At 75.4% G+C, this 18,522-nt stretch carries 14 protein-coding genes; 10 read left to right on the top strand and 4 right to left on the bottom strand.

Going from position 1 to position 18,522, the window contains the following annotated elements; translation table 11 throughout:
* Positions 1-79 precede the first annotated feature (79 nt).
* Positions 80-1,909: a CocE/NonD family hydrolase gene (locus tag ABEA04_RS11305; protein ID WP_345458386.1), complete on the top strand. Its 1,830-nt coding sequence runs from the start codon at positions 80-82 to the stop codon at positions 1,907-1,909.
* A gap of 194 nt (positions 1,910-2,103) precedes the next feature.
* Here ABEA04_RS11305 and ABEA04_RS11310 read toward each other — a convergent pair whose 3' ends face one another.
* Positions 2,104-2,868: a sortase domain-containing protein gene (locus ABEA04_RS11310; protein ID WP_345458388.1), complete on the bottom strand. Its 765-nt coding sequence runs from the start codon at positions 2,866-2,868 to the stop codon at positions 2,104-2,106.
* A complete protein-coding gene (locus ABEA04_RS11315) occupies positions 2,855-3,733 on the bottom strand; it encodes an LLM class F420-dependent oxidoreductase (RefSeq protein ID WP_345458391.1) in 879 nt (292 codons plus the stop codon). Before ABEA04_RS11315 ends, ABEA04_RS11310 begins: the two co-directional genes overlap by 14 nt.
* A gap of 50 nt (positions 3,734-3,783) precedes the next feature.
* Between ABEA04_RS11315 and ABEA04_RS11320 the strand changes: the two genes are divergently transcribed.
* Both ABEA04_RS11320 and ABEA04_RS11325 read left to right on the top strand, forming a co-directional pair.
* Positions 3,784-4,218 (top strand): hypothetical protein, encoded by a 435-nt coding sequence (locus ABEA04_RS11320; RefSeq protein WP_345460310.1) that lies wholly within the window; start codon positions 3,784-3,786, stop codon positions 4,216-4,218.
* Positions 4,219-4,236: 18 nt separating this feature from the next.
* Complete coding sequence (locus ABEA04_RS11325) at positions 4,237-5,049, top strand: peptidylprolyl isomerase (protein WP_345458393.1); 813 nt, start codon at positions 4,237-4,239, stop codon at positions 5,047-5,049.
* Positions 5,050-5,228: 179 nt separating this feature from the next.
* Here ABEA04_RS11325 and ABEA04_RS11330 read toward each other — a convergent pair whose 3' ends face one another.
* Positions 5,229-5,678 carry an OsmC family protein gene (locus tag ABEA04_RS11330; RefSeq protein WP_345458395.1) on the bottom strand — a complete coding sequence of 150 codons (450 nt, stop codon included), beginning with the start codon at positions 5,676-5,678 and terminating at the stop codon, positions 5,229-5,231.
* Between the two features lie 290 nt (positions 5,679-5,968).
* Here ABEA04_RS11330 and ABEA04_RS11335 point away from each other — a divergent pair, with 290 nt between their 5' ends.
* The 5 genes from ABEA04_RS11335 (at position 5,969) to ABEA04_RS11355 (ending at position 14,678) form a co-directional block, all read left to right on the top strand.
* Positions 5,969-6,556: a CAP domain-containing protein gene (locus ABEA04_RS11335; protein ID WP_345458397.1), complete on the top strand. Its 588-nt coding sequence runs from the start codon at positions 5,969-5,971 to the stop codon at positions 6,554-6,556.
* A 110-nt stretch (positions 6,557-6,666) separates the two neighbouring features.
* On the top strand, positions 6,667-9,162 hold the full coding sequence (pepN, locus tag ABEA04_RS11340; RefSeq protein WP_345458399.1) for an aminopeptidase N: 2,496 nt from the start codon (positions 6,667-6,669) through the stop codon (positions 9,160-9,162).
* Positions 9,159-9,971 (top strand): formate dehydrogenase accessory sulfurtransferase FdhD, encoded by an 813-nt coding sequence (locus ABEA04_RS11345; protein WP_345458401.1) that lies wholly within the window; start codon positions 9,159-9,161, stop codon positions 9,969-9,971. The genes pepN and ABEA04_RS11345 overlap by 4 nt, the downstream gene beginning before the upstream one ends.
* Positions 9,972-10,497: 526 nt before the next feature.
* Positions 10,498-11,658 (top strand): exonuclease SbcCD subunit D, encoded by a 1,161-nt coding sequence (locus ABEA04_RS11350; RefSeq protein ID WP_345458402.1) that lies wholly within the window; start codon positions 10,498-10,500, stop codon positions 11,656-11,658.
* Entirely contained in the window at positions 11,655-14,678 is a 3,024-nt protein-coding gene (locus ABEA04_RS11355; protein WP_345458403.1) for an AAA family ATPase, read from the top strand. The genes ABEA04_RS11350 and ABEA04_RS11355 overlap by 4 nt, the downstream gene beginning before the upstream one ends.
* A gap of 117 nt (positions 14,679-14,795) precedes the next feature.
* Here the strand turns inward: ABEA04_RS11355 and ABEA04_RS11360 are convergent, their stop codons facing one another.
* On the bottom strand, positions 14,796-15,485 hold the full coding sequence (locus ABEA04_RS11360; RefSeq protein ID WP_345458405.1) for a sulfotransferase family protein: 690 nt from the start codon (positions 15,483-15,485) through the stop codon (positions 14,796-14,798).
* Positions 15,486-15,519: 34 nt separating this feature from the next.
* Here ABEA04_RS11360 and ABEA04_RS11365 point away from each other — a divergent pair, with 34 nt between their 5' ends.
* On the top strand, positions 15,520-17,064 hold the full coding sequence (locus ABEA04_RS11365) for a TldD/PmbA family protein (protein WP_345458407.1): 1,545 nt from the start codon (positions 15,520-15,522) through the stop codon (positions 17,062-17,064).
* Complete coding sequence (locus tag ABEA04_RS11370; RefSeq protein WP_345458409.1) at positions 17,061-18,518, top strand: metallopeptidase TldD-related protein; 1,458 nt, start codon at positions 17,061-17,063, stop codon at positions 18,516-18,518. The genes ABEA04_RS11365 and ABEA04_RS11370 overlap by 4 nt, the downstream gene beginning before the upstream one ends.
* The last annotated feature ends 4 nt before the right edge of the window (positions 18,519-18,522 follow it).

Genomic DNA, 18,522 nt, shown 5'->3' on the forward strand with positions numbered 1-18,522 from the left:
TAGTGCGGCCGCGGGCCCGTGTCAGAGGAATGGACTAGACCGGTGGAGGTTGTCGGTGGGTCGGGGTCTAATGACGGCCATGCGCAGACTCTCGGGATCCTCGGCCGCCGTCCTGGCCCTCGTGCTCGCCGCCACCTCGTGCGGCACCGTGCGGGCCGACGACGACGCCGGAGCCGGGCCCACGGGGCGTCTCGAGCCGGTCGCGGCGTTGCTCGCCCGACCGGCGCCGGCCGCGTCCGAGCGCTCGCCCGGGCTGCGTCCGCTGCGGCCCGGCCGGCCACCGCGCAACGACGCCGGCCCCGACGACCTCGTCGTCACCGAGCTCTACGTGACCACGGCGGTCGACAGCGACCTCGACGGCACGCGCGACGTCGTCCGCGTCGTGGTCACGCGGCCCCGCAAGGCGCTGGTCGACGGCCGCCGGCTCGCCGTGGTCGCGCAGGCCTCGCCCTACTTCTCCTGCTGCAAGGACACCCCCAACCACGACGTCGACGTGCCGCTCGGCCAGGCGCGCGGGCCGCGGCCGGAGGTCTACGACGGGTTCCTGGCCGGCATCCGGACGGTGGGGGCACAGTGGGCGCGCCGCGGCTACGCCTTCATGCGCATCGCCTCGCTCGGCAGCAACCGCTCCACCGGCTGCCCCACCGTCGGCGACGGCCTCGAGACCGCGGGGGTCAAGGCGGCCGTCGACTGGCTCAACGGCCGCGCCACCGGCCGGCTGCCCGGCGGCACGCGGGTGGCGGCGGGCTGGTCGACCGGCAACGTCGGGCTCGCCGGCGTCTCCTACGAGGGCACGCTGCCCAACATGGTGGCCGCCACCGGCGTCGAGGGGCTGCGCGCCATCGTCCCGATCTCGGCCATCTCCAGCTGGTACGACTACTACCGCCAGGACGGCCTCGTCGTCGCGCCCGGCGGCTACCAGGGCGAGGACACCGACGTCCTCGCCGAGTTCGACTACACCCGCCCCGACCAGCGCATCTGCGACCGCGTCATCGACCGGCTCGAGCGGCAGCAGGACCGCCGCACCGGCGACTACTCCCGCTTCTGGGCGCAGCGCGACGTGCGGCGCGACGCCGACCGCGTGCGCGCCGGCGTCCTGATCGCGCACGGGTTCGGCGACGACAACGTCAAGCCCGACCAGGCCGCGCGCTGGTACGCCGCGCTCAAGCGGGCCGGCGTCCCGGTGAAGATCTGGTGGGACCAGGGCGGCCACGGCACGCCGCTGCCCGAGCGGCTGCAGGTGCGCTGGTTCGACCACTTCCTCTACGGCGAGGGCAACGGGGTCGCCTCGGGCCCTCGGGCCGCGGTCACGCACGACGGCCCGTCGGCCGGCGCGCGCTGGTACGCCGACTGGCCGCGGCCGGGCTCGGCCCTGCGACGCTGGTCGCTCGGGCAGGCGAAGGGCCCGGTCGAGGTGCTGCGGCCCGGCGCGCAGCCCGGTCGCGGCCGGCTGCGGTTCACCGACGACGCCTCGCTGAGCGCGAGCAAGGCCTGCCGCGAGCCGGTGCGGGCGCACGCGCTGACCTTCCGGTCGTCGCGGCTGGCGCAGGGGCTCGACCTCAGCGGGTCCCCGGTGGCGCGGCTGCGGCTGGCGTTCGGCCGCACCGCCGCCAACGTCACGGCGGCCCTGTGCGTCACCGCCCCCGACGGCGGCTCGCGGCTGCTCACCCAGGGCTTCGCCGACCCCCAGAACATCCGGTCGCTGTGGCGCGGCGAGCCCCTCGTGCCCGGTCGGTCCTACCCGGTGCGGGTGCGGCTGCAGCCGCTCGACCAGCGCCTGCCCGACGGCAGCCGGGTCTCGCTGGTGGTGATGTCGAGCGACCACGACTTCACCCTCCGCCCGCCCGCCGGCACCCCCCTCACCCTCGACCTCTCCCGCTCCAGCGTCAGCCTCCCCGTCGTCCGCTGACCCCGCTCGACCGCGCCGGGTCTCGAGGCTCGGCCGTGGCCGGCCTCGCACCTCGACCATCGTCGGATGACGACGGTCGAGGTGCGAGGAGCCCTGGCGACGGGCCTCGAGACCCCCGGCCCACCGGCGCCGACCCGACCACACGCACCCTGAGCCCGTCGAAGGGCCCTCGCCGATGGTCGAGGGGCGCGGCGTCAGCCCCGGACCGGCCGCGTGCGGACCAGGACACCGATCTTGTCGATGCGGTGCTCGGGGTTGTCGAACTCGTCGGACCAGTAGTTGCCCTCGGCGTGGTCCTCGCGGGTGCGGCAGGTCGAGAGCGTGATCATCGCGCGGGTCGGCTCGACACCGGGGCGGCCCGGCACGGCCGCCCGCTGCTCGCGCAGCGACCGCGGCTCGCGGAACGAGGTGATCCGCGTCGTGCGCACCTCGTAGACGTAGACGGTGTCCCCGACCCGCACCTTCACCAGGTCGCCGCGACGCAGGTCGGGCAGGAACTCGAACAGCCGGGTGGACGACGTCCGGTGGGCCGTCACCTGGTAGTTGCCGATGCCGCCCGGCCCGGTGCCACCGCGGGGCCCGTGGGGGCTGGCCGCGATGCCGGTGTTCTGGATGGCGTGGCCGGGAGCGTCGTCGGTGAACCCGCGGTAGGTCCGCACGTCGACGCCGCGCAGGCCCAGCCTGGGGATCGTCAGCAGGGCGTCGCGCGGCGTCCCGTCGCTGACCGTGAACGCGGGCTCGACCACCGGCTCCGGCTGGGGCGCGGTGGGCGGCGCGGTGGACGGCGCGGTCGACGGCACGTCGGGTGTGGACGCCGGGGCCCGCGGGGTCGGCTCGGCCGACGGCACCGCGGACGGCGAGGCCGCCGGCTCACCCTCGGCCACCCCGCACCCGACGAGCCCGCACCCGACGACGGCGGCCAGCGCGGCGGCCGCGAGCGCCGTCCTAGACCTGCTCAAGGCGAGGCACCACCGTCTCGACCAGGCGCGTCGTCCACCCGACCGGGTCGTCGCCGACCGGGCCGGTCACGAGGGTCTCGACCCCGAGGCCGGCGTAGGCCTGCGCGGTGGCGAGGAAGCCGTCGGGGTCGGCGACGGCGTCGTCGGTGACGATGACGGTCTTCTCGATCGCGTCGTAGTCGGTGCCGGCGTCGTCGCAGTGCCGTCGCAGCACGTCGAGCTTGTGGGCGACGACCTCGGGTCCTTCGCCGAACAGGTTGCACGCCTGGGCGTAGCGCGCCACGAGGCGCAGCGTCTTCCGCTCCCCCGACCCGCCGACGAGGATCGGCGGGTGCGGCCGCTGGTAGGGCGCCGGCACCGAGAGCGGCTCGGCGACGCGGTAGTGGCTGCCCTCGAACGGCTCGCTGCCGCCGGCGCCGTCGTCCCACATGCGCAGGCACACCTGCAGCGCCTCCTCGAGCCGCTCGAAGCGCTCGGACGTCGACGGGAACGGCACGCCGAGGCCGACGTGCTCGCGCTCGTGCCAGGCGGCGCCGATGCCGAGCAGCGCCCGGCCGCGCGAGAGCCGGTCGAGGGTGGTGACCTGCTTGGCGAGCAGCGCCGGGTGCCGGTAGGTGACGCCGGTGACCAGCGCGCCGAGCCGTACCCGCTCGGTCACCGCGGCCAGGTGCCCGAGGGTGGTGTAGGCCTCGAGCATCGGCTGCTCGGGCCCGCCGAGCTGCTCCATCTGGAACCAGTGGTCCATGACGGTCAGCAGCGAGACGCCGCCCTGGTCGGCCACCCGCGCGGTCTCGACCAGCCGCTCCTCGAGCCGGGTGGCCCAGTCGGGGTGGGAGAAGTCCGCGTAGTGCAGCCCGAGCCTCATGCGTAGGAGCGTAGAGAGCGCACGGTCGTCCGTGCCACGTTGTGACGGTGATGCCACCCGACGACGAGCACCGCCGACCCGACGGTGTCAGCGACGCCACCGTCGAGGCGCTGGGCAAGCTCTCCGCCGCCCTCGACCACGTGGAGGACGCCCGCGGCCACCTCTACGCCTTCCACCGGCTGTGCGGCAGCGCCGAGTCGACCCTCGAGGAGGCGACCGCGCTGATCCGCGACGCCGGCCACGACGGGCTCGCCGACCGGCTCGACCGCGAGCTGCTCGGCCGCAACGTTCTGCCCGGCCGGTGGTCGTTCCAGGTGGTCGAGGAGTACGACGACGGCTACTACGCCACCGCCCGCGCCCTCGAGCAGCAGGCGCGCGACGACCTCGTCGGCGGACGACGTCACCTGTTCGAGGCCGAGATGAAGGAGCTGCGACGCAGCGCCGGCCGGCCCGGCCACGCCTCCCGCCCCCACGACGGGGAGTGAGGACCTAGGCTCGCCGTCGTGAGGAAGCTGACGGCGGCCGCTGCGGCCCTGCTCCTGTCCCTGGTGCTCGCGGGCTGCGGCGACGACGACGGGGACGGCGGTGACGCCGGCACCGACCCGGGCACGAGCGCCGCGGCCCCGACCGACGCGACCTCCGAGGCGTCAGAGCCGTCCGAGCCGGCGACGCCGGGGTCGACCGAGCCGACCGAGCCCACCGAGCCGACGACGAGCGACTCGGCGCCGACCGGGCCCGCATCGTCCGCCGCGCCGGGCGGGAGCGTGCAGTGCGACTACCAGCCCGACGGCCAGCCCGCCTCGGTGCAGCTGCCGCCGGCGCAGGCCTCCGACCAGGGCACCGTCACCGCGGAGGTCACCACCAGCATCGGCGAGCTGGTCTTCGACCTCGACGCCGCGGGCGCGCCGTGCACGGTCAACTCCTTCGTCTCGCTCGCCGACCAGGGGTTCTTCGACGGCACCACCTGCCACCGCCTGACCACCGAGAGCATCTTCGTGCTGCAGTGCGGTGACCCGACGGCCACCGGCACCGGCGGCCCGGGCTACACCATCCCCGACGAGTTCCCGCCCGCGCCCGACTACGGCCCCGGCACGCTGGCCATGGCCAACACCGGGCTGCCCCAGAGCGGCGGCTCGCAGTTCTTCATCGTCTACGACGGCCCCGACACCCAGCTGCCGCCGGGCTACACGATCTTCGGCCAGGTCAGCCAGGGCATCGACCTGGTCGCGCAGGCCGCCGCCGAGGGCACCGTCGAGGGCGGGCCCGACGGGACGCCGGCCGTCCCGGTCGACATCGAGAGCGTCACCGTCGGCTGACCGCCGGCAGCCGCCCGGTCTCGACGCACCGGTGGTCGAGCAGGCCGAGCGTCCGCGCGAGGCCGTCGTCGAGACCCCGGAAGGTCGACGTCGACGTCCCCGCACGGACCCTGAGCCTGTCGAAGGGCAACCCCACGGAGACGTTCGCACGGACGACCGGTGGTTCCCGTCCGTCCCGGTCAGTCCTGGCCGGCGACGACGTAGTCGACCTCGGTGCCGAGCGAGACGGTGCGCGAGACGGTGCAGATGCGGTCGTGGGTCTGACGCACGGTGCGCGGCAGCACCGCGCGGGCGGCGTCCCCGGCCTCGCCGTCGGGGAAGGCGACCTCGAACAGCAGGCGCAGGTCGCTCATCCGCCCGCCGGACTCGTCGCGCACCTTGTGACCCTCGGCCGTCACCTCGAAGCCGGTCGGCTCGGCGCGTCGTCCGGTGATCTCCTCGACGTTGACGGCCGCGCACCCGGCGAGCGCCGCCAGCAGCAGCTCGACGGGGCTGAAGGTCGGCTCGTCGCCACCGATGTCGATCGTGGCGCCGGCGTCGTTGGTGACGCGGAAGGCGCCGGGTCCGGTGCGGTGGAGCCGCACGGAGCGGAAGCTGTCGGGACGGGGGTCCTCGGGGTTCGCGGTCACAGGTCGAGCGTGCCACGCAGACCGGCCGAGACGGTCCTCAGCGACCGACGATGCCCCGGCCGAGACGGTTCTAAACTCATCGAACCCGAAGTCTGACCGATCGGTCGATGTTGGTGGTGAGGGCTACAGCCGCACCCTGACTAGACCGATCTGATCAGCACACGCCGCACCCCCCATGCGGCACCCCCCCACCCCATCCCCCCACCTCCACCCCCCCCACCATGAACCACACCCCCCACCCCGTTGTCGGTGCACGCACCCGCACCGCGCCCGTGAACACGATCGCCGTCGTGGCTGCCGTCGCGGCCCTGGCGACCCTCCTGTCCCTCGTCCTCACCGCCGGCGCCGTCCGCGCCGACGCCGCTCCCGGCCGGTCCGGTGACGGCAGCTCGACGGTCGACGCCGTCCGCGGCGGCTCCGAGTACAAGCAGGGCAGCCGCACCACCCGCCGTCCCCGGCTCGATGCCGACCTGCGCAGCGTCCTGACGCTCGTCAACCGGGCCCGCAGCAAGGCGCGGGTCTGCGGCACCAAGCGCTACCCGGCCGTCGCCCCGGTGAAGCTGAACGCCCGGCTCAACGTCGCCGCCGACGGCTTCGCGCACCTCATGGCGCGCCGTGACTTCTTCGCCCACGAGTCGCCCAACGGTGCCAGCCCCGGCGACCGGATCGCCCGGTCCGGCTACGACTGGAGTCGCTACGGCGAGAACATCGCCGCCGGCTACAGCGACCCCGCCTCCGTCGTCGACGCGTGGCTCAAGAGCCCCGGCCACTGCGCCAACCTGATGGGCCGCTTCAAGGAGATCGGCCTGGGCTACGCCTACGACCCCGACTCGACCTACGGCCACTACTGGGTCCAGGACTTCGCCACCCGCGGCTGAGACCACCTCGGCCCGCACCCCACGCCTCGGGGGAGGCCGCGGAGCCCCGGCCCTTCTGGGCCGGGGCTCCATGGCGTGCGGCCCGCCGGGGCCGGTCTAGGGTCGGTGAGGTGAGCGTCGCCTCCTATCCCAGCCTCCGGCAGTCCGAGGCGCGCGAGCGCGCCGAGCTGCTCACGGTCCGCTCCTACGAGGTGCGGCTCGACCTGCGCGAGGCCGAGACCGCCGAGACCTTCGGCTCGGTCACCACCGTGCGCTTCGAGAGCGCCGGGGGCCGCACCTTCGTCGACGTCAAGGCCGTCGCGGTGCACGCCGTCCGCCTCGACGGGCAGCCGCTCGACCCGGCCGCCGTCGAGCACGGCCGGCTCGCCCTCGACGTCCCCGCCGGCGAGCACGAGCTGGTCGTCGACGCCGCGATGCCCTACCGCAACGACGGCGAGGGCATGCACCGCCACCGCGACCCCGCCGACGGCCGCACCTACCTCTACGTCATGTCGTTCATGGACGCCGCGCCGTCGGTCTGGGCCTGCTTCGACCAGCCCGACCTCAAGGCGCCGTACACGATGCACGTCACCGCGCCCGACGGCTGGACCGTCGTCGGCAACGCGCCCGCGACGGCCCCGTCGTCCGACGACGGCGCGTGGAGCCTCGGCCCGACCCAGCCGCTCTCGACCTACTTCGTCACCCTCGTCGCCGGGCCGTACCACGTGCTGCGCGACGAGCACGACGGCATCGGCCTGGGGCTCAGCTCGCGCCAGGCGCTCGCACCGCACCTCGACAAGGACGCCGACGAGCTGTTCACGCTGACCCGGCAGTGCTTCGACGAGTTCCACCGGCTCTTCGGCATCCGCTACCCGTTCGGCGAGTACCACCAGGCGTTCGTGCCGGAGTTCAACGCCGGCGCGATGGAGAACCCCGGCTGCGTCACCTTCCGCGACCAGCTCGTCTTCGACACCCGCGTCACCCGCGGCGTGCGCATCTCGCGCGCCTCGACCGTCGCCCACGAGATGGCGCACCAGTGGTTCGGCAACATCGTCACGCCCGTGTGGTGGGACGACCTGTGGCTCAACGAGTCGTTCGCCGAGTACATGGGCAACCGGCTCACCGCCGACGTCACGCAGTACGACGACGCGTGGGAGCAGGTGGCGTGGGCGCGCCGCCAGTGGGGCCTCACCGCCGACGCGCGCCCCAGCACCCACCCGGTCGCCGGCAACGGGGCCGCCGACGCGCAGGCCGCGCTGCAGAACTTCGACGGCATCTCCTACGCCAAGGGCTCCAGCGTGCTCAAGCAGCTGTGCACCCGGCTCGGCGACGACGTCTTCTTCGCGGGCGTGGTCGACCACCTGACCACCCACCGGTTCGGCAACGCCACCATGCACGACCTGTTCGCGAGCTGGGAGCGGGCCGGGGCCGGTGACCTCGCCGACGTGGTCGACCAGTGGCTGCGCACCGCCGGCGCCGACGTCGTCCGCCTCGACCGGGCCGCCGGCGTCCTGCACCGCACCGCGCCCGCCGACCACCCCGCCGAGCGCACCCACCGCTTCGACCTGGCCGTCCTGCGCGGTGGTGAGGTCGCGACGTCGACCGTGACCCTCGCCGACGCCGCGACCCCGCTCGACGGCGCCGCCCCGCCCGACGACGCGGCCGTCGTCCTCGACCCGTGGGAGCAGAGCTGGGGCGTCTACGTGCCGGACGCCGTCACCCTCGGCGCCCTGCGTGACGAGCTGCCGCGCGTCACGGACCCGTTGCTGCGGGCGGCGGCGTGGAACAACGTCAAGAGCGGCTACCGGCAGCTGGCCGTCGACCCCGACCTCGTCGTCGACCTCGCCGTGGCCGCGCTGCCGGCCCACGACACCGACGGCCACACGCGTCCGTGGCTGCTGGGCGAGGTCGTGCCCGCCGCCTCCCCCGGTGCGGCGGAGCGGCTGCTCGGCGCCGCGCTCGAGCTGACCGCGTCGGCCGAGCCGGCCGGCGAGCTGCAGCTCTCCGCGTTCCGCACCGCGGTGCTCCTGTGCCGCGACCCCGACCGGCTGCGCGGCTGGCTCGCGCAGGCGCCCGACGGGGTCGAGGTCGACCTCGACGTGCGGTGGCGGCTGCTGGTGCAGCTGGCGACGCTCGGCGCCGTCGACGTCCCCGAGCTCGACGCCGAGCTGGCCCGCGAGGTCAGCTCGGTCGCACACCTGGGTCACGTCACGGCCCTCGCCTCGCTGCCCACCGAGCAGGCCAAGGAGCGCGCCTGGCGGCTGTTCACCGGCGCCGACGACGCCGCCAACCACGACGTCGACGCGGCCGGGCAGGGGTTCTGGCGCGACGGACAGGCCGAGCTGGTCAGGCCCTACGTCGAGCGCTACGTCGCCGACCTGCCGGCCACCGCCGACGTGCGGGCCGGCTGGCTGCTCGCGCTGGCCGCCCGGGCGTTCTTCCCCCGCACGATGGCCGACGACGACGCGCTGGCCCGGCTGCGCGAGCTGCGCGACGGCGACGCGCTGGTGCCGGCCGTGCGCCGGGCCGTGGCCGACCAGGTCTCCGACCTCGAGCACCGCCTCGCCGTCCGCCGGGCGTTCCCGAAGCCGCCGAGCCGGCCGCTGCCGGGGCCGGGCGCGTCGTGACCGAGCAGCTCACGCGTCGTCCCGGGCCCACGGTGCGGGTGCGGGTCACCGAGGCCGACCGCACCCGCGAGGACCGCGTCGTCACCGAGGAGCCGCTCGAGATCCGGCTCGCCTGGCCCGGCGCGCCCGCGCGGCGGGTGTGGGTCACGATGCGCACGCCCGGCCACGACTTCGAGCTCGCGGCCGGCTGGGTGCGGCACGAGGGCGTGGCCGAGTCGGTGGGGCGGGTCGCCTACTGCACCGACGCCACGCTCGCGCCCGAGCAGGAGTTCAACGTCGTCACCGTCACCCTCGACGGCCCGCCCGCCGCGCTCCCCCAGCAGGACGCCGCCCTCTCGGCCGGCTCGTCGGCGTGCGGGGTGTGCGGCTCCGACTCGGTGACCGGCGCGCTGGCGACCCCGACGCGCCGGCCGTGGTCGGGCCGGCTGCCCGCGGACGACGTCGTCCAGGTGCTGCCCGACCGGCTGCGGGAGCGGCAGAAGGTCTTCGACCGCACCGGCGGCGTCCACGCGGCCGGTCTCGCCACCGCCGACGGCGAGCTGCTCGTCGTCCGCGAGGACGTCGGCCGCCACAACGCCGTCGACAAGGTGACCGGCGCCCGCCTGCTGGCCGGCGAGCCCGTCGCCGACGCCTGCCTGGTGGTCTCGGGCCGGGTCGGGTTCGAGCTGGTGCAGAAGGCCGTCGCCGCCGGCACCGGCAGCCTCGTCGCCGTCGGCGCCCCCACCTCCCTCGCCGTCGACCTCGCCCGCCGCGCCGGCCTCGCCCTCTACGGCTTCGTCCGCGACGACCGCGCCGTCCGCTACTGCTGAGCCCGTCGACGGGCGTGCCCCGGGGCGGCGGTGACCTAGTTTCCGTTCCGCACCGGCATTCGGTCACCTACTCACCGCCACCGCGGCTCGGCCCTGGCCGGCGGTGACCTGGTGACCGTTCCGCACCCGCATTCGGTCACTCACTCACCGCCACCGCGGCTCGGCCCCGGGCGGCGGTGACCTGATTACCGTTCCGCAGCCGGATTCGGTCACTGACTCACCGCCACCCCGACCCGACCAAGACGGCGGTGACCTGTTGACCGTTCCGCACCCACATTCGGTAACCACCACACCGCTACCCCGATCCGCCCCCGGACGGCGGTGACCTGGTGACCGTTCCGCACCCGCAATCGGTCACTTACTAACCGCAACCGCGACCCGCCCCCGGACGGCGGTGACCTGGTGACCGTTCCGCACCCACATCCGGTCACCCACGCACCGCCCACCCCGGTCCACGACACCCCCTCCCCAGCCCCCACGGCGCGGGTCCACCGCGTTGTCGGCGGGTCGCCCTACCGTGCGAGGCATGCGCATCCTCCACACCTCCGACTGGCACCTGGGCCGGTCGTTCCACCGTGAGGGGATGCTCGGCCACCAGGCCGCCTACGTCGACCACTTGCTCGAGGTGGTCGAGTCCGAGCGGGTCGACCTGGTGGTGGTCGCGGGCGACGTCTACGACCGCGCGCTGCCGCCGGTGGACGCCGTCCGCCTGGCCGACGAGACGCTGGTGCGGCTGGCGCGGTCGCGGGCGAGCGTGGTGCTCACCAGCGGCAACCACGACTCCGCGCAGCGCCTGGGGTTCAGCGCCCGGCTGATCGACGAGGCCGGCGTCCACCTGCGCACCGACCTCGCCGGCGTCGGCACGCCGGTCGTGCTGCACGACGAGCACGGGCCGGTCGCCGTCCACGGGCTGCCCTACCTCGACCCGCACGCCGTGGCCGCGCCGTGGGGGCTCGACGAGCGCTCGCACGCGGCCGCGCTCGGCGAGGCGATGCGCCGCGTGCGCACCGACCTCGCCGCCCGGCGCGGTACCCGCTCGGTCGTGCTGGCCCACGCCTTCGTCGCCGGCGCGCAGCCGAGCCGCTCCGAGCGCGACATCAGCGTCGGCGGCGTCGCCCGGGTGCCCACCGACCTGTTCGACGGCGTCGACTACGTCGCGCTCGGCCACCTGCACGGCCCGCACGTGCTGCACGACCGGCTGCGCTACAGCGGCTCCCCGCTCGCCTACTCCTTCTCCGAGGCCGGGCACCGCAAGGGGGCGTGGCTGGTCGACCTCGGCGCCGGCGGCGCCGTCACCGCCTCCTTCGTCGACGCCCCGGTGCCGCGCCCGCTCGCGCGTCTCGAGGGCACCCTCGACGACCTGCTCGTCGACCCGCGGCTCGACGTCCACGAGAGCGCCTGGGTCGAGGCCACGCTCACCGACGCCGTGCGCCCGCAGCAGGCCATGGAGCGGCTGCGGCGCCGGTTCCCGCACGCGCTCTCGCTCGCCTTCGCCGCCGCGACGCCCACGTTCGGCGCCGCCCCGGCCGCCGCGGCCGGCGGCCTGAGCGACCGCGAGATCGCCCTCGACTTCGTCGTCACGCTGCGCGGCGCGCCGGCCGCCGAGCCCGAGCGGGCGCTGCTCGACCGCGCCCTCGACGCCTGCTGCGGTGGTGGCGAGCAGCACGAGCGCGGGGGCACCGGGTGAGGCTGCACCGCCTCGAGGTCACCGCGTTCGGCCCGTTCGCCGACACCGTCGAGGTCGACTTCGACGAGCTCGGCGCGGCCGGGCTGTTCCTGCTCACCGGCGCCACCGGCGCCGGCAAGACCAGCGTGCTCGACGCCGTCTGCTTCGCCCTCTACGGCGACGTGCCCGGCGACCGCGGCACCGCCCGCCGGCTGCGCTGCGACCGCGCCGACGACGGCGTCGCGCCGCGCGTCGAGCTCGAGGCAACCCTGGCCGGACGCCGGTTCCGGCTCACCCGCGCCCCGTCGTGGCAGCGTCCCAAGCGTCGTGGCACCGGCACCACGACCGAGCCCGCGAGGGCCACGGTCAGCGAGCTGGTGGGGGGCACCTGGACGCCGCTCAGCAGCCGCATCGACGAGACCGGCGACCTCGTCGGCCGGCTGCTCGGCCTCACCCTGACCCAGTTCACCCAGGTCGCGATGCTGCCGCAGGGCCGCTTCCAGGCCTTCCTTCGTGCCACCTCCGACGAGCGGCACAGGCTGCTGCAGCAGCTGTTCCGCACCGGCCGGTTCGAGGCGGTCGAGCAGTGGCTGCGCGAGCACCGCGCCGACCTGCGTCGCTCCGACGCCGCCCTGCACCGCGAGGCGGCCGACCTCGTCAGCCGCGCCAGCGAGGCCGCCGGCACCGGCCTGCCCGACGGCTGGGACCTGCACGCCCTCGGCCCCCTGGCCGACGACGGCGCGCTCGCCGCCTGGCTCGACGCGCTGGTGCAGGCGGCCCGCGACGAGCAGGCCGCGAGCGCCGAGCGGCTCGCCTCGGACGCCGTCCACGAGGCCGAGACCCGGGCGGGGCTCGAGGCGGCGCGCGAGGCGGCGGCACGTCACGAGCGGGCCGAGCGGGTGCGCCTCGAGCTCGCCGAGCTCGAGGCGGCCGCCGGGACGCACGAGGCCGACGTCCGCCGGCTCGACGCCGCCCGCCGGGCGGCCGCCGTGGTGCCCCTGGCCCGACTGGCCGCAGCACGGGCCGAGGCGGTCGGCAGCAGCGAGCGGGCAGCCACGGCCGCCCGTCGCCGGGTCGACGAGCTCGCCCACCGGCCGGACGCCGCTCTCGACCCCGACCTCGACGCCGACCTCGACGCCGACCTCGACGCCGTCCTGACCAGCGCCCACGCCGCCGCGGCCGCGGCGCGCGCCGTGCGGCCGCGCGCAGAGCGGCTGGCGGCCGACCGGGCCCGGCTGCGCCAGTCCGAGGGCACACGCAAGCGGCTGGCCGCCGAGCTCGAGCGCGCCACCGAGCGGGCCGAGCGGCTGCCCGACCAGGTGGCGGCCCTCCGCGCCGACCTCGACGCCACCCGCGAGGCCGCCGCCCGCGTCGAGCCGCTCACGGTCGCCGCGCAGGCCGCACGCGTGCGCCTCGACGCCCACGGTGAGGTCGCGCGGCTCGAGCCCCGGTTGCGCGAGGCCGAGGCGGCCTGGCTCACCGCCCGCGAGCACACCGTGACCCTGCGCGAAGAGCTGGTCGCGCTGCGGCTGGCGCGCATCGACGGCATGGCCGCCGAGCTGGCCCAGGCGCTGGTCGTCGGCCAGTCGTGCCCGGTCTGCGGGTCGGCCGAGCACCCCCACCGCGCGCGCACCCGCTCCGACGCCCCCGACGCCGCCGCCGAGCGGGCCGCGCAGGCCGCCATCGACGACGCCGCCGCGGTCGAGCACCTGCACGACCAGGCCGTGCGCGACCTCCAGCAGAACCTGGTCGCCGCGCGGGCCCGCGCCGGCGACGACCCCGCGCCGGCGCTCGCCGAGCGGCTCGCCGACCTGCAGGAGCAGCTGGGCGCCGCGCTGCGCGCCGCCGGCCGCCTGCCCGACCTCGAGCAGCGCCACGCCGAGGCCGAGACCGAGCGCGCCCGGGTCGACGACGACCTGCGCACCCTCGCCGCCGACGCCGACCGCGCCGCCCACGAGCACGCCGGGCTCGCCCGAGCCGTCGCCGAGCTGGCGGCGGAGCTCGACGCCGTCCTGCAGGGTGCGGCGTCCCTCGACGCCCTGGTCGACCACCACGACGCCGTCGCGACGGCCGCCCGGCACGCGCTCGACCGCGACCGCGAGGCCACCACCGCCCGCGCCGCCGCCGTCGAGGCCGCCGCCGCCCTCGGGGCCGCGGCCCACGAGGCCGGCTTCGACGCCCCCGAGCCCGCACTGGCCGCCGCGCTCGAGCCCACCGCGCTCGCCCACCTCGAGCAGGCCGTGGTCCGCCACGAGCGCCGGCGCGAGGCGGCCGAGGCGGTGCTGGCCGAGACCCCCGCCGGGGCCGAGGGTGCGCCGCCCGGCGTCCTCGACCTCGCCCTGGCCGACGCCGCGCACGACACCGCGCTCGAGGCGCTCACCGGCAGCCGCGCCTGGTCCGCCCGCGCCACCGACCGCGCCGCCCGGCTCACCGACCACCGCGGCGACCTCGACCGCTGCCTGACCCGGTGGCTGCCGCTGCGGCGCGACCTCGCCGTCGCCGCCGGGCTGGCGTCGTTCGTCGACGGCACCTCGGCCGACAACGAGCTGCGCATGCGGCTGTCGGCCTACGTGCTCGCCTACCGGCTCGGCCAGGTGGTCGACGCCGCCAACGAGCGGCTCGCGGGCATGACCGACCGCCGCTACTGCCTCGAGCACACCGGACACCGCGGCGCCGGCGAGACCCGGGGCGGCCTGAGCCTGCTGGTGCGCGACGACTGGTCGGGGCGCACCCGCGACCCCGCCACGCTCTCCGGCGGCGAGACCTTCGTGGTCTCCCTCGCCCTGGCGCTCGGCCTGGCCGACGTCATCGCGCACGAGGCCGGCGGCGCCGCCCTCGACACCCTGTTCGTCGACGAGGGCTTCGGCTCACTCGACGCCGACACCCTCGACGACGTCCTCGACACCCTTGACGCCCTGCGCGACGGCGGCCGCGTCGTCGGCGTGGTCAGCCACGTCGCCGAGATGCGCGACCGCATCCCCACCCAGCTGGTGGTCGCCACCACCCGCCGCGGCGGCTCCACCCTCACCCTCCGCCGCTGACCTGCTGCCGCCGACCCGGGTCCGGACGACGGCGAGGGCCGACCCGTCAGACATGTCCGACGGGTCGACCCCAGATCGACGCTGACCCGTCAGACATGTCCGACGGGTCAGCGTGGGCTAGCGCAACGATCTCCAGGCGGAGACGTCGAGGCCCCAGTCGCGCTCGAGGCGCTCGGCCTGGGGGCGGTAGAGGGTGGCGAGCGACTCGCGCAGGCCGGGGGTCCAGTCCCAGTCGGCCTTGGACGACGACCCCGAGGCCTGGTCGACGTCGCTGAGCGGCACCGGGTCGAGACCGAGCAGGCCCCACAGCCGCGCCACGGTGGCGTCGACGTCGTCGCGCACCTGCTCGAAGACCATGACGTTGAGCCGGTCGCGGCCGACGGCGGCCGCCCACATGTCGAGCTGGTCGGCGTAGCAGCCGGTCCAGGTCTGCACCGTGATCGGCACCGGGTAGGGCCACGACTTCGAGCGGGTGGCCGCGAGCCGCATGGCCGAGCGGAACCGCTCGACCGGGTCGCGCAGCACCACCAGCAGCGGCACGTCGGGCAGCAGCCGGGCCACGGCCGCCGGCGTGGAGGCGTGCCGCAGGTACTGCGGCGTCCAGTCGCCACGCGCGACGCCGTCGTCGGGGAACAGTGCGAGGTAGTCGTCGGCGGCGAGCCGGCCGTCGCCGACCTTGTGGAGCAGGTGCTGCTCCTTCTTGCCGTTGGTGCCGAGCCCCACCTGCGGGTGCTGCACCAGCAGGTCGGTGAGCCAGGTGGTGCCGCTGCGTTGCGCACCGATGCCGAGCCATGCGGGTCCTGCCACGCGCGGCACGGTACTAGCCCGTTAGGTTCGCTCCATGAGCGGTCTCGACCCGACCTTCACCGACCTGCCCTACCGCTCGCTGGGCGACGCGGCGCTCGCGCGGGCCCGCGAGCTGGGCGCCGGGCAGGCCGACTTCCGCTTCGAGCGGGTGCGCTACCAGAGCCTGCGGGTGCGCGACGGCGCGTTGCAGGGCGCGAGCGACGCGGAGGACCTCGGCTTCGCCGTCCGGGTGGTGCACGAGGGCGCCTGGGGCTTCGCGTCCGGCGTCGTGCTGACCACCGACGAGGCGGTGAGGGTGGCCGAGACCGCCGTCGCCGTCGCGAAGGTCGCCGCCCAGATGACGAGCCGTCCGGTCGAGCTGGCCGACGAGCCTACCTACGACGACGTCACCTGGGTGAGCGCCTACGACGTCAACCCGCTCGAGGTGGCCACGGGCGAGAAGGTCGCGGTGCTCGTCGACTGGACCGAGCGGCTGCGCACCGGCGCCGCGGTCGACCACGCGAGCGCCGCTCTCGCCCAGGTGCAGGAGAACAAGTACTACGCCGACCTCACCGGCACCCGCACCACCCAGCAGCGGGTGCGGCTGATGCCCACCTTCACCGCCATGGGCGCCGGCGCCGACACGTTCGACTCCATGAGCAGCATCGCGCCGCCCGTGGGCCGTGGCTGGGAGTACGTCGTGGGCCGCGCCGACGGGGCGCCCGGCGCCTGGGACTGGGACGCCGAGATCGACGAGGTGCCCGAGCTGCTCGCCGAGAAGCTCAAGGCGCCCAGCGTCGAGCCGGGCGACCACGACCTCGTCATCCACCCCAGCAACCTGTGGCTGACCATCCACGAGTCCATCGGCCACGCCACCGAGCTCGACCGCGCGCTCGGCTACGAGGCCAACTACGCCGGGACGTCGTTCGCCACGCCCGACCTGCTCGGCACCCTGCGCTACGGCAGCGACGTCATGAACGTCACCGGCGACCGCACCGTCGAGCACGGCCTCGCCACGATCGGCTACGACGACGAGGGCGTGCAGACGCAGTCGTGGGACATCGTGCGTGACGGCGTCCTGGTCGGCTACCAGCTCGACCGGCCGATGGGGGTGATGCTGCCCGAGCTCAACCAGCTCGACGGCCGGCCGCGCTCCAACGGCTGCGCCTACGCCGACTCCCCCGGCCACATCCCGATCCAGCGCATGGCGAACGTCTCGCTGCAGCCCGACCCCTCCCCCGACGCCCCCGGCACCGACGAGCTGATCGGACGGGTCGAGCGTGGCCTGTACGTCGTCGGCGACAAGTCGTGGTCGATCGACATGCAGCGGTTCAACTTCCAGTTCACCGGGCAGCGCTTCTACGCCATCCGGGACGGCGAGCTGGCCGGTCAGGTGCGCGACGTCGCCTACCAGGCCACGACCACCGACTTCTGGGGCTCGCTCGAGGCCGTCGGCGGCGCGCAGACCTGGGAGCTCGGCGGCGCCTTCAACTGCGGCAAGGCCCAGCCCGGCCAGGTCGCGGCCGTCAGCCACGGCTGCCCGACGTCGCTGTTCCGCGGCGTCCGCATCCTCAACACGCGAGAGGAGGGCGGCGCATGAGCACCGCCACCGACCCGAGCGGCGCGGCGTCCCCCGTGCCCGCCGTGCACCCGCAGAGCCTGGTGGAGCAGGCGCTGGCCGCCTCGGTCGCCGACCACTGCGTCGTCATCGTGCGCGCGCAGTCGACCGCCAACCTGCGGTGGGCCAACAACACCCTGACCACGAACGGCGTGATGAGCTCGGTGGGCGTCACGGTGGTCTCGTTCGTCGGCTCGGGCGGCGGGACGTCGTCCGGCTCGGTCAGCGGCAGCGCGACCACGCAGGCGCAGGTCACCGACCTGGTGCGCCGGGCCGACGCCGCCGCCCGTGCGGCCGGACCGGCCGAGGACGCCAACCCGCTCCTCACCCCCGACGACAGCCCGGCCGGTGTCGACTGGGACGACGCGCCGGTGCCGACCGACATCCACGTCTACGACGTCTTCGCGCCCGCCCTGGGCGAGGCGTTCGGCCGCGCCGGCAGCGCCGGCCGGGTGCTCTACGGCTTCGTCAACCACGAGGTCACCACCACCTACCTCGGCTCCAGCACCGGTCTGCGCCTGCGGCACGTGCAGCCCACCGGCCACTACGGCTGCACCGGCAAGACCGGCGCCGCGGTCGGCGGCCCGGGCCACACCGAGAGCGCCTGGGTCGGTGGCGCCACCCGCGACTTCACCGACGTCGACGCGCTGGCCATGGAGGCCGAGCTCGAGCAGCGGCTCGCCTGGGGACGACGCCGCGTCGACCTGCCGGCGGGCCGCTACGACACGATCCTGCCGCCCAGCTCGGTGGCCGACCTCGTCATCGACGCCTACTGGTCGGCCGGCGCCCGCACCGCGTGGGAGGGCCAGTCGGTCTTCAGCCGCCGCCCCACGGGAACCCGCATCGGTGAGCCGATCGCCGCGCCCGGCGTCCGCCTGTTCAGCGACCCGGCCCACCCCGGGCTGGAGTGCGCGCCGTTCGTGACCGCGGCGTCGTCCGGCAACGACGCGTCGGTCTTCGACAACGGCCTGCCGCTCGGCGCCACCGACTGGATCCGCGACGGCGAGCTCACCTCGCTGCTGCAGACCCGCCACTCGGCCGCCATGACCTCCCAGCCGGTCACCCCGGCCGTCGACAACCTGGTGCTCGCCGTCGACGGCGCCACGGGCAGCGTCGCCGACCTCGTCGCCGGCACCGAGCGCGGCCTGCTTCTGACCTGTCTCTGGTACATCCGCGAGGTCGACCCGCAGACGCTGCTGCTCACCGGCCTGACCCGCGACGGCGTCTACCTCGTCGAGCACGGCGAGGTGACCGCGTCGGTCAACAACTTCCGGTTCAACGAGAGCCCGGTCGACCTGCTGCGCCGCTTCAGCCACGCCTCGGCGACCGTGCCCAGCTTCAGCCGCGAGTGGGGCGACGACTACTTCTCCCGCACCGCCACCCCGGCCCTCCGCGTGCCCGACTTAAACATGTCGAGCGTCTCGCAGGCCATCTGAGCCG

This window comes from Nocardioides marinquilinus (genome assembly GCF_039543705.1).
GTDB classification, from domain to species: Bacteria; Actinomycetota; Actinomycetes; order Propionibacteriales; family Nocardioidaceae; genus Nocardioides; species Nocardioides marinquilinus.